Source organism: Kribbella koreensis (assembly GCF_039525325.1).
Lineage (GTDB): Bacteria > Actinomycetota > Actinomycetes > Propionibacteriales > Kribbellaceae > Kribbella > Kribbella koreensis.
In genome coordinates, this window is the sequence record NZ_BAAAHK010000023.1 from 50,204 (window position 1) to 62,660 (window position 12,457).

Here is a 12,457-nt window from a genome sequence, read left to right on the forward strand (position 1 = left end):
GCCTATCCCGGCGCGGTGGCGGCAAGGTCAGCCGAGGAGTGGTCTGACCTCCTCGGCGATGAAGCGGGCGAAGGCGGCGATGTCGGGTTCGTCGGCGCAGGGTTGGATGGAGATACCGGTTGCGCCGGCGGCGGCCAGTTCCAGGAAGCGGTCGGCGATGGCGGTCGGGGAGCCGGCGGCGCCTGTGTCGGGGCCGCCGGGGATGCCGTAGTTCGCCAGCTCGGCATCCACCCGGGCACGCGCGTCCGGCCCTGTTGCAACGGGCAGGCTGGCGAACACCTCATGCGGTCGGCCGTCCGCTGCGGCCAGGGTGATTTCGGCTGACTCCTTCACGGCGGTGGGCGGTAGGCCGAGGGAGAGGAGGGTGCCGGTGCCTAGTTCGCCTGCGGCGGCGAGGGAACGGGGGCCGGCGGCGCCGATCAGCAGCGGCGGCGGTTGCAGCGGGGGATACGCCAGCTCCACTTCACTCAGATTCACGTACCGCCCCGACACCGTCACGGACTCGCCATCCAGCAATCGCCGCAACGCAAGAGCAAACTCCCGCAGCAAGGTCAGGGGCGCGTCGGCCTGTACGCCGGATTGCCCCATCCACATCTGTACGCCGTGCCCGATCCCGCCCACGAACCGCCCGGGGAACAGTCGGTCGATCGTCGCCAACTCCATTGCCGCCTGGGCCACCGAGCGCAGCGCCACCGGTAGGAGCGCGATCCCCACTCGCACCCGCTCAGTGGCAGCCAAGGCGACCACTGCGCTCGCGACGGCGCTCTCCTTGAAGCAGTCCTCTGACACCCAGAAGTCGTCCAGCCCGGCGGCGTCCACCGACACCGCGACCGACCGGAGCGTCTCCGGCGGCAAAGACGGAGGGAACACGAGTCCGATACGCAATGAACCAGTCATCGCTCCACCCTCGCCGACCCCACCGACAGTTTCCCCCGAAGCCGTGTCCCCGGCCGGTCGAGCGGCGGCTGGGCCGAGCCGGATAGCGTGGCGAGAGTTCCGACGTACCCCCGCTGATGTGAGGAGATCCGGATGACTCAGGCGCCGTCGCCCGCCGAGATCGCGGCCAAGGCCGAGGAGTTCGCGCCGAGGCTGCGCGAGCATCTGCCGCCCACCCCGCTGGTCACCTTCGACGCGTTCAGTGACGAGCTCGGCGCCGAGGTGCTGGTGAAGAGTGAGCATCGGCAGCGGACCGGGTCGTTCAAGGCGCGGGGGTCGATGGCGAAGATCCTCACGCTGACCGATGAGCAGCGGGAGCGTGGGGTGGTGACCGCGTCGACCGGTAATCACGCGCTCGGTGTCGGGAACGCGCTGGCGGCGCTCGGTGGTCGCGGGATCGTGTATCTGCCGGAGAACGCGTCGCCCAGCAAGGTCAGCGCGCTCAAGCGGTTCGGTCTGGAAATCCGGGCCGAAGGCAACGATTCCGGCGTACTCGAACCGAAGGCTCGCGCCTACGCGGCAGAGCACGACCTGACCTACGTCTCGCCCTACAACGACCCGGACATCATCGCAGGCCAAGGCACGGCGGCACTGGAGATCCTCCAACAGATAGCAGACAAGCCAATTGACGCGGTAGTGGTAGCGGTCGGTGGCGGCGGCCTGGTCAGCGGCGTCGCGGCAGTGCTCAAGAAGCACCTGCCCGGCATCAAGGTCTACGGCGCCTCGCCCGAGGTCGACGCAGCAATGGCAGCGTCGGTCGCGGCCGGCCAGATCATCGCGATCGAGGGCGGGGAAACACTCTCGGACGGTACGGCGGGCAGCGTCGAACCGGGCAGCATCACCTTCGACCTCTGCAGCCGGCTGGTCGACGACTGGGTCCTGGTCAGCGAGGACGCGATCAGGAACGCCCTGAGAATGGTGATCGACACCGAGCATCAGCTCGTCGAAGGCTCAGCCGCGATGGCCTTCGCAGCCGCCAAAGCCCGACAGCACCAACTCCAAGGCAAACGAGTAGCCGTCGTCAGTTGCGGCGGAAATATCTCCTCGACAACGCTCATCAAGGCACTAGCCTGACCAAGTGCGAGAACTGGTTGTGCTGGGCACCAGTAGTCAGGTGGCGTCGCGGGAGCGGAACCAGAACGGCTACTTCCTGCGCTGGGACTCCGAAGGCTTCCTGTTCGATCCGGGCGAGGGTACGCAACGGCAGATGCTGTACGCCGGTGTGTCCGCGACCGCCATCACGCGACTCTGCGTCACCCACTTCCACGGCGACCACTGCCTCGGCGTACCGGGTGTCATCCAGCGGTTGTCGCTCGACGACGTGCAGCACCCCGTCCACGCGCACTACCCGCAGTCCGGGCAGGAGTACTTCACCCGGCTCCGGTACGCCGCTTCGTTCTACGAGCGGGCCGAATTGCGGGAGGAGCCGGTGGAGGAGGACGGGTTGCTCTCCGTCGGCAGCTTCGGCCAACTCTGGGCGCGCAGGCTGGAGCACCCCGTCGAGTCCTTCGGCTACCAGCTGATCGAGCCCGACGGCCGCCGGATGCTGCCCGGCGAGCTCAGCCGGTACGGCGTAAGCGGACCCGCCGTAGGCCGTCTTCAACAGGCCGGATCGCTGGTCGTCGACGGCCGCACGGTCACCATCGAGCAAGTGAGTGAACCCCGTGCCGGTCAGCGGTTCGCGTTCGTGATGGACACCCGACTCTGCGACGGCGTCTTCCGGCTCGCCGACCGGGCCGACCTGCTGGTGATCGAGTCGACTTACCTGTCGTCGGAGGCCGAGCTGGCCAGGAACTTCGGCCACCTGACCGCGCGCCAGGCGGCCCGGGTCGCGCAGGAGTGCGGCGTACGCAAGCTCGTGCTCACCCATTTCTCCCAGCGGTACACCGATCTCACCCCGTTCCACGCGGAGGCGGCCGAGGAGTTCGACGGCGAGATCGTCGTCGCCACGGACCTGGCCCGTACGCCGGTACCGGCCCGCCGCTGATCCGCCTGCTGACCCCCGGTGGCTGACCGGGAACAACCGGTGCCGGATGATGGTTCTAAGTTCTATTACCCGCGCGAGCAAGGAGAACTGAATGCTGTACGGAGCAGAGCACATCGAGCGCTACGAAGCCACTGATGGCGCCGAAGGATACGACTTCGGCGACCACGGCGCGGAGATCCTCATTCTGACCACGGTCGGCCGGAAGTCGGGCGAGGAGCGCAAGAACGCACTGATCTTCCGTGAGGTCGACGGTGGCTACGCGGTCGTCTCCTCCGCTGGTGGCGCGCAGGCGCACCCGGGCTGGCACTTCAACCTCGTGGCGGACCCGAACGTGAAGGTCCAGATCAAGGGCGACAAGTTCGCCGCCAAGGCACGGATCGCTTCCGACGAGGAGCGCGCCGCCATCTGGCCGAAGATGGCCGAGGTCTGGCCGGACTACAACGAATACACCAAGAAGACCGACCGGGTGATCCCGATCGTCATCCTCGAGCGCCAGTAGCAACAGCACCGCGGCCGCCGACGTCGAGCGGCGGCCGTGAAGTGATCGAGATGCCGTGGCTCTAAGCTTCAGCTGTGTCACTGAGTGTTCTGGAGAACCGGGTCGAAACTGGGCCCGTCGACTGGCTGGCGGTGCTGGCCAGGGAGAAGGTCGCGCTCGCGATGGCGGTCCGGCTCGGGGACTGGATGTCGCAGGGCTACAGCCACCTCGCGCTCGGCCGGGCCGCGCTGGCTCTGGGCGACGAGCGCAGGGGACTGCAACAGCTTGCCGAGGGCACGTACATTCTGCGTGCCCTCGGCATCAATCCGGATCCAGCGGCCTAGCTGAAGAATCTCACCGCAGGTCGCGGAAGAACTCACGGACGTCGCCGACCAGGATCTCGGGCTCCTCCAGCGCCGCGAAGTGCCCACCGCGGTCCACGTCGGTCCAGCGCGTGATGTTGTTGGTGGGTTCGCAGTACTTCCGGATGCAGACGTCGTGCGCAAAAGCGAGCACGGCCGTCGGTACGCCGGAATTGACCGGCTGCTCGCCCCACGAGTTCTGCGCGTACCCGACGTACGCCGCCGAGCTCGCCGTACCGGTCAGCCAGTAGATCATCACGTTGGTCAGCAGCCGGTCCCGGTCGATGATCGTGTCCGGCAGCGCGCTGCGCGGATGCGTCCACTCGCGGAACTTGTCCATGATCCAGGCGAGCTGCCCGACCGGTGAGTCGACCAGCCCGTACCCGATCGTCTGCGGCCGGGTCATCTGGATCTGGATGTAGCCGAACTCCTCGCGCTGGAACGCCTGGATCCGCGCCATCCGATCCTGCTCCAGCGGAGTCAGCGTCGCGAGCTCCTCCGCCGACATCTGCATCGGCGGCAGGTTCGGCCCACCATTCGTGTGAACGCCGACGACATGCTCCGGCGCCGATCGAGCGACCTCCGGCGAGACCGCCCCACCGATGTCACCACCCTGTACGCCGTACCGCTCGTACCCGAGCTCGGCCATCAACTTCGCCCAGGCCCGCCCGATCCCGGCCCGGGTCCAGCCGCTCTCGTGCACCGGCCCCGAGAACCCGAACCCCGGCAGCGACGGAATCACCAGATGAAAGGCATCCGCTGCGTCGCCACCATGAGCCTCGGGATCGGTCAGCGGCCCGATGATGTCCAGGAACTCCGCGATCGAACCCGGCCAGCCGTGGGTGAGTACCAACGGCAAGGCGTCCGGGTTGGGCGACTTCACGTGCAGGAAGTGGATCAGTTGACCGTCGATCTCGGTCGTGTACTGCGGGAAGCTGTTCAGCTGCTTCTCCGCCGCGCGCCAGTCGTACTCGGTCCGCCAGTACTCGACCAGCTCACTCAGCCAACTGACCGGTACGCCGGTGTCCCAGCCGTCACCGGGCAGCGGCGCGGGCAGCCGGCCGTGGTCGAGCCGGTACTTGAGGTCGTCGAGGGCACTCTGCGGGATGTCGATGGTGAAAGGCTTCATGTCTCCGACTCTCTCACCCAGTTAGGTCAGCCTGTGTCCTAGCTGGATGACAGACTTCAGAACATGTTGGAAACCTCGGCACGCCTCCTCAAGCTGCTCTCCTTGCTGCAGTCCCCGCGCGACTGGAGCGGTACTGCGCTCGCCGAGGAGCTGGGCGTCGGCGTACGGACCGTCCGCCGCGACGTCGACAAGCTCCGCAACCTCGGCTACCCGGTCGACGCCGTACCGGGGGTCGCCGGCTACCGGCTCGGCGCCGGAGCGGCCCTGCCACCGCTCCTGCTCGACGACGAGGAAGCGGTCGCCGTCGCCATCGGGTTGCGCGCGGCCGCGACCGGAAGCGTGGCGGGCATCGAGGAGTCGTCGGTCCGCGCACTGACCAAGCTCGAACAGGTCCTGCCGTCGCGGCTGCGCCACCGAGTGCGACTCCTGCAATCGGTCGCCGTCGCCCCATCGGTCGGCGCCGCCGTCTCACCCGAGGTGGTGATGGCGGTCGCGACGGCCGCTCGCGACCATCAACGCCTCCGCTTCGACTACCGCAGCCACGACGGCACCTCCACAGTCCGTACTACGGAACCGCACCGACTCGTCCACACCGGGCGAAGGTGGTACCTGGTCGCCTGGGACCTGGACCGCGACGACTGGCGGACCTTCCGCCTCGACCGCCTCGAGCCGCGCATCCCCACCGGTCCCCGCTTCACCCCACGCGACGCCCCCGAACTCGACCGCACAATGCAGGGCGTGGCCTCAGGCGGCTACCGCTACCAGGCCGAATTCGTCATCCAGGCCCCCGCCGAGCAGATCGCCGACCGAATCCCCAGCACCGTCGGCGCAGTCGAGTCGATCGACGACAGCAGTTGCCTGCTCAAGGTCGGCTCGAACTCCCTCGACGACCTCCTGATGCACACCGGCTCCCTCGGCTACGACTTCACGATCCTGGAGCCGTCAGAACTCATCGAGCGCTCACACCTGCTCGCCGCTCGGCTGACCGCGGCAACCGTCAGGCCGGCTTGATGTTCTGGTTCAGGTGGAAGATGTTCGCCTGGTCCCAGATGGTCTTCAGCGTGGTCAGGCGGGCCAGCTTGGCGGGCGGGAAGGCGCGGTTGACGGTCTCGCCGTTCAAGGTGTTGAGGTAGGCGCCACCGGCGTACTGGTCGAGGGTGGCGGCGTACGCGCGAATGGTGGCGATGCGCTCGTCGTCATCCTTGGCGTCCTCCCAGCGCGTGGCGGTGACGAACTCGAAGAGGGTGTCGCGGTGGCTGAAGGCCGCGTCCTCGTCCGGTACTTCGGAGATCGCGCCGCCGTAGGCCTGCAGGCTCGCGCCGATGCCGGGGTTGCGGAGCAGCGCGCGGATCGCCTCGTCGGGCAGGCTCTTGAAGTAGTGGCCCTTCCAGTAGCGGCGGAAGCGGTGACCCTGGACGTTGTCGTCGCGGGTCTGCAGGGTCAGGTAGGACATCTCCTCGACGGACTCGCTCGTGGCGTTGCCCATTGCCCGGAAGGCGTCGAGCAGTGCGTCGGGGTTGCCGGGGGCGCCGACCCAGACGAAGCCGACGGTGACCCGATCGCCGTTGATGCTCGCCGTGAAGGTTGCTTGGCGCGGGGCGGTGGCGTTCAGGTCGCGCCAGGCCTGCAGGATTTCGAAGGCCTCGGCGGTGGGGTAGGTGAAGTCGGCGACGAGCGCGCGGGTGCCGATCTGGTGCAGCCGGAAGACGAACTCGGTGACGATGCCGAAGTTGCCGCCGCCACCGCGCAGGCCCCAGAACAGTTGCGGGTTGTCCGTCGCCGACGCCGTGACGACATCGCCGTCGGCGGTGACCAGTTCGTAGGAGAGGACGTTGTCGCAAGCGAGTCCGTACTGCCGTGCCAGCCAGCCCATGCCGCCCCCGAGAGTGAGCCCGCCGACGCCGGTGTGCGAGACGTTGCCGGCGGTCGTGGCGAGTCCGTACTTCTGGGCGGCACGGTCGAGCTCGCCGAGCAGCGCGCCGCCCTGGACCCGGGCGACCTTGGCGTCCGGGTCGACGTCGACCTCGGCCATCGGGGTGAGGTCGATCATCAGGCCGCCTTCGGGGACCGCGAGGCCGGCGATGTTGTGCCCACCGCAGCGCACGGCGATCTCGAGCTCGTTGGCCAGGGCGTAACGGACGGCGGCGGCGACTTCGGCGGTACTACGGCAGCGGGCGATCGCGGCCGGGCGCCGGTCGACCATGGCGTTCCAGACGGTGCGCGCCTCGTCGTACCCGGTGTCGCCGGGGTGCAGCAAGGTCAGGGTGTCGGTGGCGGTCATCGTGCTGCTCCTCTGGCTGGAAATTGCTGTTGTCTCCACCCTGACAGCGAAGCGGTACCCGGATAAGGTCCAGTTGTATGAGCCGATCCAGGACCAATTCGGGGGCCGGGGAGCTGCTGGTCGAGCTGCGCCGGGATGGTTCCGTGCCGCTGCATCAACAGTTGGAGAGCGGGATCCGGGAGCGGATCCGGCAGGGGTTGCTCCGCGCCGACACGGTGATGCCGGCGACGCGAGCGCTCGCCGCAGACCTTGGGTTGTCGCGGGGAGTGGTGGTCGAGGCGTACCAGCAACTGGTCGCCGAGGGGTATCTGGTCAGCCGGGCAGGTGGGTACACACAGGTCGCCCCAGCCGCTGTTCCTGGCTCTACAGCGAAGCTGACAACGATCGCTACACAACAGATCGTTGGACCGCCGCGGATCGACTTTCGGTACAGCCGGCCTGATGTGACGCAGTTTCCGCGGGCGGCTTGGTTGCGGTCGGTTCGGAGGGTGCTGAACGAGACGCCGCATCGGGCGCTGGCCTATCTGGACGGGCAAGGGGCGATCGAGTTGCGGGAGGCGATGGCCGATTACCTCAACCGGGTTCGCGGGACGTCGGCGCAGGCGGAGAACATGCTTGTTTGCAACGGGTTTGCGCAGGGATCGCGGTTGTTGCTCCAGGTGCTCGCCGCCGCTGGGTACAAGCGGTTGGCGGTTGAGGATCCGTCCGATGATGAGCTTCGCGGGGTTGCGGCCGCGGCTGGGTTGGAGGCTGTCGGCGTGCCGGTGCTTGAGGCCGGGTTGGACGTGGAGGCGCTTGAGCGGTCGGGGGCGGACGTCGTACTGGTGACGGCGGCGCATCAGTTCCCGACCGGGGCGGTGACGTCGGCGGCGACGCGGGCCGCGCTGATCGAGTGGGCGACGCGGCGGGAAGCCTTGATCATCGAGGACGATTACGACGCGGAGTACCGGTACGACCGGGAGCCGATCGGGGCGATGCAGGGGCTCGCGCCGGAGCGGGTGGCGTATGCGGGGACGGCGAGCAAGACGCTGGCGCCGGGGTTGCGGCTGGGGTGGTTGATCCTGCCGGACTGGTTGGTGGAACCGATGGCGGCGGCGAAGTTCGTGGACGATCGTGGGTCGTCGGTGCTGGACCAGTTGACGTTCGCGGACTTCGTGGCGCGGGGTGAGTTCGACCGGCATCTGCGGCGGATGCGGCCGCGGTACCGGGCGTTGCGTGACCTGCTGGTCGGGCAGTTGGCTTCACGGGTGCCGGATCTGCGACCGGTCGGGGTGTCGGCCGGGCTGCACGTGCTGACCTGGCTGCCGCCGGACCTGACCGAGCGCGACGTGACGCAGGCCGCACGCGAACGCGGCGTCGGGGTCTATGGGCTCAGGCCGTACTGGGTGCAGAACCCCGGTCCTGAGGGTCTGGTCTTCGGCTACGGCAGCCTGACCGCCTCAGATGTTGCTGAAGGCATCGACCTGCTCGCGGACGCCGTCGCCGCCGTACGGAAGTAGGACGCTGATGGTGGACCGCTACGTCGACACGGTGATCGTCCAGATCCTCGACGCCCCTGACCATCGACCGCACCCACATGATCGGCAACTCCTGGGGCGGCATGATCGGCGGGAGTCTTATTCGTAGTCGGTTGAGGTGGTGAGGTGGGCCCAGTGGGCGGCTTCTTCGGCGCGGGAACGGGAGGCGCGGTCGGCGTGCTCCAATGCGTCTTTGCCGAGCAACAGACGAAGCGGCGGCTCGTCGAGCGCGACGACGGTGATGATGGCTGCGGCCGCCTTGGCGGGATCGCCGGGTTGTTGGCCGTCTACCTTGAGGCGGTAGCGGTTGAGCTCGCCGACCGTTGACTCGTAGTCGGCCCCGACAGCAGCGATCGTCATCGACGAACCGCCCCAGTCGGTGCGGAAGGCGCCGGGCTCGACGATCGTCACCTTCACACCGAAGGGCTTCACCTCATTGCTGAGCACCTCCGAGAACCCCTCGACGGCGAACTTCGCAGTCTGATAAGCACCCATGCCCGGCGTACCACCAACCCGCCCGCCGATCGACGAGAACTGCAGGAAGTGGCCGGCGCGCTGCGTACGGAAGTACGGGAGTGCCGCCTTGGTGACGTTCACGACGCCGAACAGGTTGGTCTCGAGCTGCGCACGGAAGTCCTCGTCGGGCGTCTCCTCGATCGGCGCGCTGTTCGCATAGCCGGCGTTGTTCGCGACCACATCCAGACCACCGAACTCGTCGATCGCCGTCTGGACCGCGCTCCGAGCCGCCTCGGCGTCCGTCACGTCGAGCGCGACGGCGCGGATCTGATCGCCGTACTGCGCGACGAGGTCGTCGAGCTGTTCGGGCTTGCGGGCGGTGGCGACGACGCGGTCGGCGCCGGCGAGGACTGCCTTGGTGAGCTCGCGGCCGAGGCCGCGGGAGCTGCCGGTGATGAGCCAGGTCTTGCTCATGATCTCTCCGTAAGGATGTAACTGACTGGTTGGATAGTTCTATGAAACCTCGCCTGACGGCAATATGCAACTGACCGGTTGGTTGGCTACCCTGGACGGCATGCAGAGAGACGCGGAACGGACCCGGCGGCAGATCCTCGTGGCGGCGACCGAGGAGTTCGCCGAGCGCGGGATCGCCGGGGCGCGGGTGGACCGGATCGCGACGGTCGCGGGGTGCAACAAGGCGATGCTCTACGCGTACTACGGGAGCAAGGACGGGCTGTTCGACGCGGTCTTCACGGCGTACGTGGAGCTGTATCTGGCGGAGGTGGGGTTCGACGCGGAGGATCTGCCGACGTACGCGGGCCGGGTCTTCGACTACTTCGAGCGGAATCCGGGGCATCTGCGGTTGGCGACCTGGTACCGGCTGGAGCGGCCGCAGGGTGCGCAGCTGGATGCGGTGGTTGCGGTGAACGCCGAGCGGTTGGGGGCGCTGAAGGAGGCACAGTCGGCGGGGGAGGTACCGGCGGACTTCTCACCGGTCGCGTTGCTGTCGTTGATCCAGTCGATCGCGACGAGTTGGTCGACGATGAATCCGGAGTACCGGGCTGCTCAGCCGGCCCGGACGGTGCGCCGGCAGGCGGTGGTGAAGGCGGTCGAACTGCTTCTTCATCGGTAGTTCACAGGGGTGTTCCAGGTCACTTCGGATTCTCAGGTGATTCATCGGTTCAGCCGATGGAGTTCTCAGACTGCCGAGGTCTACTCGTTGTCAGGCAGGAAGGGCTGAGGAGGCAACGGGACATGAACAGCACCGAAGGACCGCAGGAACCGGGAAACCAGAACCCGGACAACCAGCAGTCGGCGCAGGCAGGCGGCGTGCAGGCAGAGGGCGTGCAGCCGGAAGGTGTGCAGGCGGAAGGTGTGCAGGCGGGAGGCGCCGCGGAGGCAGCCGGTGGGTCGGCGCAGCAGCAGCCCGCACCGCAGCAGCAGGCCACACCGCAGGAGCCGCTCGCACCGCAGGCGCAGACACCGGGTCCGGCGCAGCCTTCGGCGAATCCCCAGCCAGGGCAGGGATATCCGCAGCAGGGATGGGTGCCGGACGGGCAGCCACACTACGGTCCGGCCTATCTCGGCAACGGCCCGCAGGGCCAACCCCAGTACGGCCAAGCACCCCAAGGCCAAGCTCCCCAGGGCCAAGCTCCCCAGGGCAACGCTCCTCACGGGCAGGCTCCTCAGGGCAACGCTCCTCACGGGCAGGCTCCTCAGGGCAACGCTCCTCACGGGCAGGCGGCTTACGGGCAAGGGCCGTTTGGTCCGGGGGCGTACGGGCAGGGGCCTTATGGGAATGGGCAGTTTGGGCCTTCGCAGTACGGGCAGCAGTACGGGCCGCCGGCGTACGGGCCGCAGTGGGGGCCGCAGGCGGTGGCGCCTAAGCGGCACAAGCGGTTGCCGATGGTGATCGGGGCGCTGGGGCTGGCGGCGGTTGTGGCGGCCGGAGCCGTTGCCTGGGGCATCGACCAGCAGTCGAACGCGAACAGCTCCACGATGTCGCAGGTGATGACTCCGTCGGCGGTGGCGGCGAAGGTGACGCCCGGGCTGGTCGACGTGAACACCGTGCTCGGCTACCAGGGCGCCCGCGCCGCCGGTACCGGCATCGTGCTGACCTCCGACGGCGAGATCCTCACCAACCACCACGTGATCGCCGGCGCGACCGAGATCAGCGTGGTCGACAAGGGCAACGGCAAGACGTACAAGGCCACCGTCGTCGGCTACGACACGGCGCACGACATCGCGGTACTGAAGCTGAAGGACGCGTCCGGGCTGGAGACGGCGAAGATCGGCGACTCGTCCAAGGTGAAGGTCGGCGACCAGGTCGTCGGCATCGGCAACGCGGGCGGCAAGGGCGGTACGCCGAGCTACGCGGCCGGCGCCGTCACCGCGCTGAACCAGGCGATCACCGCGACCGACGAGTCCGGCGCCAATCCGGAGAACCTCACCGGGCTGATCCAGACCGACGCGAACATCCAGCCGGGTGACTCCGGCGGTCCGCTGGCCAACTCGGCCGGCGAGGTGATCGGCGTCGACACCGCGGGCGGCACCAGCAACCCGGGCAGCGGCAACTCGCAGACCGGCTACAACCCGAACGTCAACAACAGCAAGGTGCCCAGCACGGCGATCGCCGCACTGACCGCCTACGGGAACGGCTCCGGCAACGGCGACGGCAACAGCTCCGGCGACGGCAACGGCCCCTTCGGCGATGGCAACGGACCCTTCGGCGACGGCAACGGGCCGTTCGGTGACGGCGGCGGTCTCCCCGGCCAGGGCTTCGGCAACGGCCAAGGCGATCAGGGCCAGGGTGACGGGCAGGGGCAGAACGGTGGCCAGGCGACCACCACCGGGTACGCCGTACCGATCAACCAGGCGATGGACGTCGTCAAGCAGATCGAGTCCGGCAAGGAGTCCGCGACCGTCCACATCGGCAGCTCCGCGATGCTCGGTGTCTCGGTCCTCTCCAACGCCAACGGCACCGTCGGCGCGGTCATCAACGACGTCGTCGCCAACGGCAAGGCGGCCGAGGCAGGCCTGGAGGCCGGCGACGTGATCACCAGCTTCGACGGCAAGACGATCGACTCACCCGACGCGTTGTCGACCGCCCTCAACGCCCACCACCCCGGCGACAAGGTCTCCGTCTCCTGGACCGACCAGTCCGGCACCCAACACACCAAGACCATCGAACTAACCACCGGCCCGGTTCGCTGACCCCCTCCCGTCACCGAACCGCCCCGAACGGGCCCGCGCGCTCCCTCCCCCAGAGCGCCCGGGCCCGTTCGCACACCCTCCCCCGACCCGACCCGACC

12 protein-coding genes are annotated in these 12,457 nt (G+C 68.2%); 8 read left to right on the forward strand and 4 right to left on the reverse strand.

The annotated features are described in order from the left end of the window. Positions 1-27: 27 nt before the first annotated feature. Positions 28-897, reverse strand: coding sequence for an LLM class flavin-dependent oxidoreductase (locus ABD116_RS39435; protein ID WP_343983151.1), 870 nt, complete (start codon positions 895-897; stop codon positions 28-30). Positions 898-1,029: 132 nt separating this feature from the next. Here ABD116_RS39435 and ABD116_RS39440 point away from each other — a divergent pair, with 132 nt between their 5' ends. The 4 genes from ABD116_RS39440 (at position 1,030) to ABD116_RS39455 (ending at position 3,745) form a co-directional block, all read left to right on the forward strand. Beyond that, positions 1,030-2,010 carry a pyridoxal-phosphate dependent enzyme gene (locus tag ABD116_RS39440; protein WP_343983154.1) on the forward strand — a complete coding sequence of 327 codons (981 nt, stop codon included), beginning with the start codon at positions 1,030-1,032 and terminating at the stop codon, positions 2,008-2,010. A 4-nt stretch (positions 2,011-2,014) separates the two neighbouring features. Beyond that, positions 2,015-2,923: a ribonuclease Z gene (locus tag ABD116_RS39445; RefSeq protein WP_343983157.1), complete on the forward strand. Its 909-nt coding sequence runs from the start codon at positions 2,015-2,017 to the stop codon at positions 2,921-2,923. A 91-nt stretch (positions 2,924-3,014) separates the two neighbouring features. Next, the gene (locus ABD116_RS39450) at positions 3,015-3,422 is read left to right on the forward strand and encodes a nitroreductase family deazaflavin-dependent oxidoreductase (RefSeq protein ID WP_343983161.1); all 408 of its coding nucleotides are present in this window, start codon (positions 3,015-3,017) and stop codon (positions 3,420-3,422) included. A gap of 74 nt (positions 3,423-3,496) precedes the next feature. Next, positions 3,497-3,745, forward strand: coding sequence for a hypothetical protein (locus ABD116_RS39455; protein ID WP_343983165.1), 249 nt, complete (start codon positions 3,497-3,499; stop codon positions 3,743-3,745). 10 nt (positions 3,746-3,755) lie between these two features. On the opposite strand, the gene ABD116_RS39460 is transcribed toward ABD116_RS39455, so the two are convergent. After that, positions 3,756-4,892, reverse strand: a complete 1,137-nt coding sequence (locus ABD116_RS39460; protein ID WP_343983168.1) for an epoxide hydrolase family protein — start codon at positions 4,890-4,892, stop codon at positions 3,756-3,758. A gap of 63 nt (positions 4,893-4,955) precedes the next feature. On the opposite strand from ABD116_RS39460, the gene ABD116_RS39465 reads away from it, so the two are divergent. Further along, a complete protein-coding gene (locus ABD116_RS39465; protein ID WP_343983171.1) occupies positions 4,956-5,903 on the forward strand; it encodes a helix-turn-helix transcriptional regulator in 948 nt (315 codons plus the stop codon). Here ABD116_RS39465 and ABD116_RS39470 read toward each other — a convergent pair. Continuing rightward, complete coding sequence (locus ABD116_RS39470; RefSeq protein WP_343983174.1) at positions 5,890-7,173, reverse strand: FAD-binding oxidoreductase; 1,284 nt, start codon at positions 7,171-7,173, stop codon at positions 5,890-5,892. The two genes, ABD116_RS39465 and ABD116_RS39470, sit on opposite strands and share 14 nt — an antisense overlap. A 77-nt stretch (positions 7,174-7,250) precedes the next feature. On the opposite strand from ABD116_RS39470, the gene pdxR reads away from it, so the two are divergent. Then, positions 7,251-8,672, forward strand: coding sequence for a MocR-like pyridoxine biosynthesis transcription factor PdxR (gene pdxR / locus ABD116_RS39475; protein WP_343983177.1), 1,422 nt, complete (start codon positions 7,251-7,253; stop codon positions 8,670-8,672). A gap of 117 nt (positions 8,673-8,789) precedes the next feature. Here pdxR and ABD116_RS39480 read toward each other — a convergent pair whose 3' ends face one another. Continuing rightward, complete coding sequence (locus tag ABD116_RS39480; RefSeq protein WP_343983181.1) at positions 8,790-9,620, reverse strand: oxidoreductase; 831 nt, start codon at positions 9,618-9,620, stop codon at positions 8,790-8,792. 100 nt (positions 9,621-9,720) lie between these two features. Here ABD116_RS39480 and ABD116_RS39485 point away from each other — a divergent pair, with 100 nt between their 5' ends. Both ABD116_RS39485 and ABD116_RS39490 read left to right on the forward strand, forming a co-directional pair. Beyond that, positions 9,721-10,278 carry a TetR family transcriptional regulator gene (locus ABD116_RS39485; protein WP_343983185.1) on the forward strand — a complete coding sequence of 186 codons (558 nt, stop codon included), beginning with the start codon at positions 9,721-9,723 and terminating at the stop codon, positions 10,276-10,278. Between the two features lie 122 nt (positions 10,279-10,400). Continuing rightward, on the forward strand, positions 10,401-12,359 hold the full coding sequence (locus ABD116_RS39490) for a S1C family serine protease (protein ID WP_343983187.1): 1,959 nt from the start codon (positions 10,401-10,403) through the stop codon (positions 12,357-12,359). Positions 12,360-12,457: the final 98 nt, after the last annotated feature.

Excerpts from the sequence above, each read along its gene's own strand:
- pdxR (WP_343983177.1), top strand. The coding sequence starts at position 7,251 with ATGAGCCGATCCAGGACCAATTCGGGGGCCGGGGAGCTGCTGGTCGAG.
- ABD116_RS39450 (WP_343983161.1), top strand. The coding sequence starts at position 3,015 with ATGCTGTACGGAGCAGAGCACATCGAGCGCTACGAAGCCACTGATGGC.
- ABD116_RS39485 (WP_343983185.1), top strand. The coding sequence starts at position 9,721 with ATGCAGAGAGACGCGGAACGGACCCGGCGGCAGATCCTCGTGGCGGCG.
- ABD116_RS39435 (WP_343983151.1), bottom strand. The coding sequence starts at position 897 with ATGACTGGTTCATTGCGTATCGGACTCGTGTTCCCTCCGTCTTTGCCG.
- ABD116_RS39465 (WP_343983171.1), top strand. The coding sequence starts at position 4,956 with ATGTTGGAAACCTCGGCACGCCTCCTCAAGCTGCTCTCCTTGCTGCAG.
- ABD116_RS39460 (WP_343983168.1), bottom strand. The coding sequence starts at position 4,892 with ATGAAGCCTTTCACCATCGACATCCCGCAGAGTGCCCTCGACGACCTC.
- ABD116_RS39470 (WP_343983174.1), bottom strand. The coding sequence starts at position 7,173 with ATGACCGCCACCGACACCCTGACCTTGCTGCACCCCGGCGACACCGGG.
- ABD116_RS39490 (WP_343983187.1), top strand. The coding sequence starts at position 10,401 with ATGAACAGCACCGAAGGACCGCAGGAACCGGGAAACCAGAACCCGGAC.
- ABD116_RS39440 (WP_343983154.1), top strand. The coding sequence starts at position 1,030 with ATGACTCAGGCGCCGTCGCCCGCCGAGATCGCGGCCAAGGCCGAGGAG.
- ABD116_RS39480 (WP_343983181.1), bottom strand. The coding sequence starts at position 9,620 with ATGAGCAAGACCTGGCTCATCACCGGCAGCTCCCGCGGCCTCGGCCGC.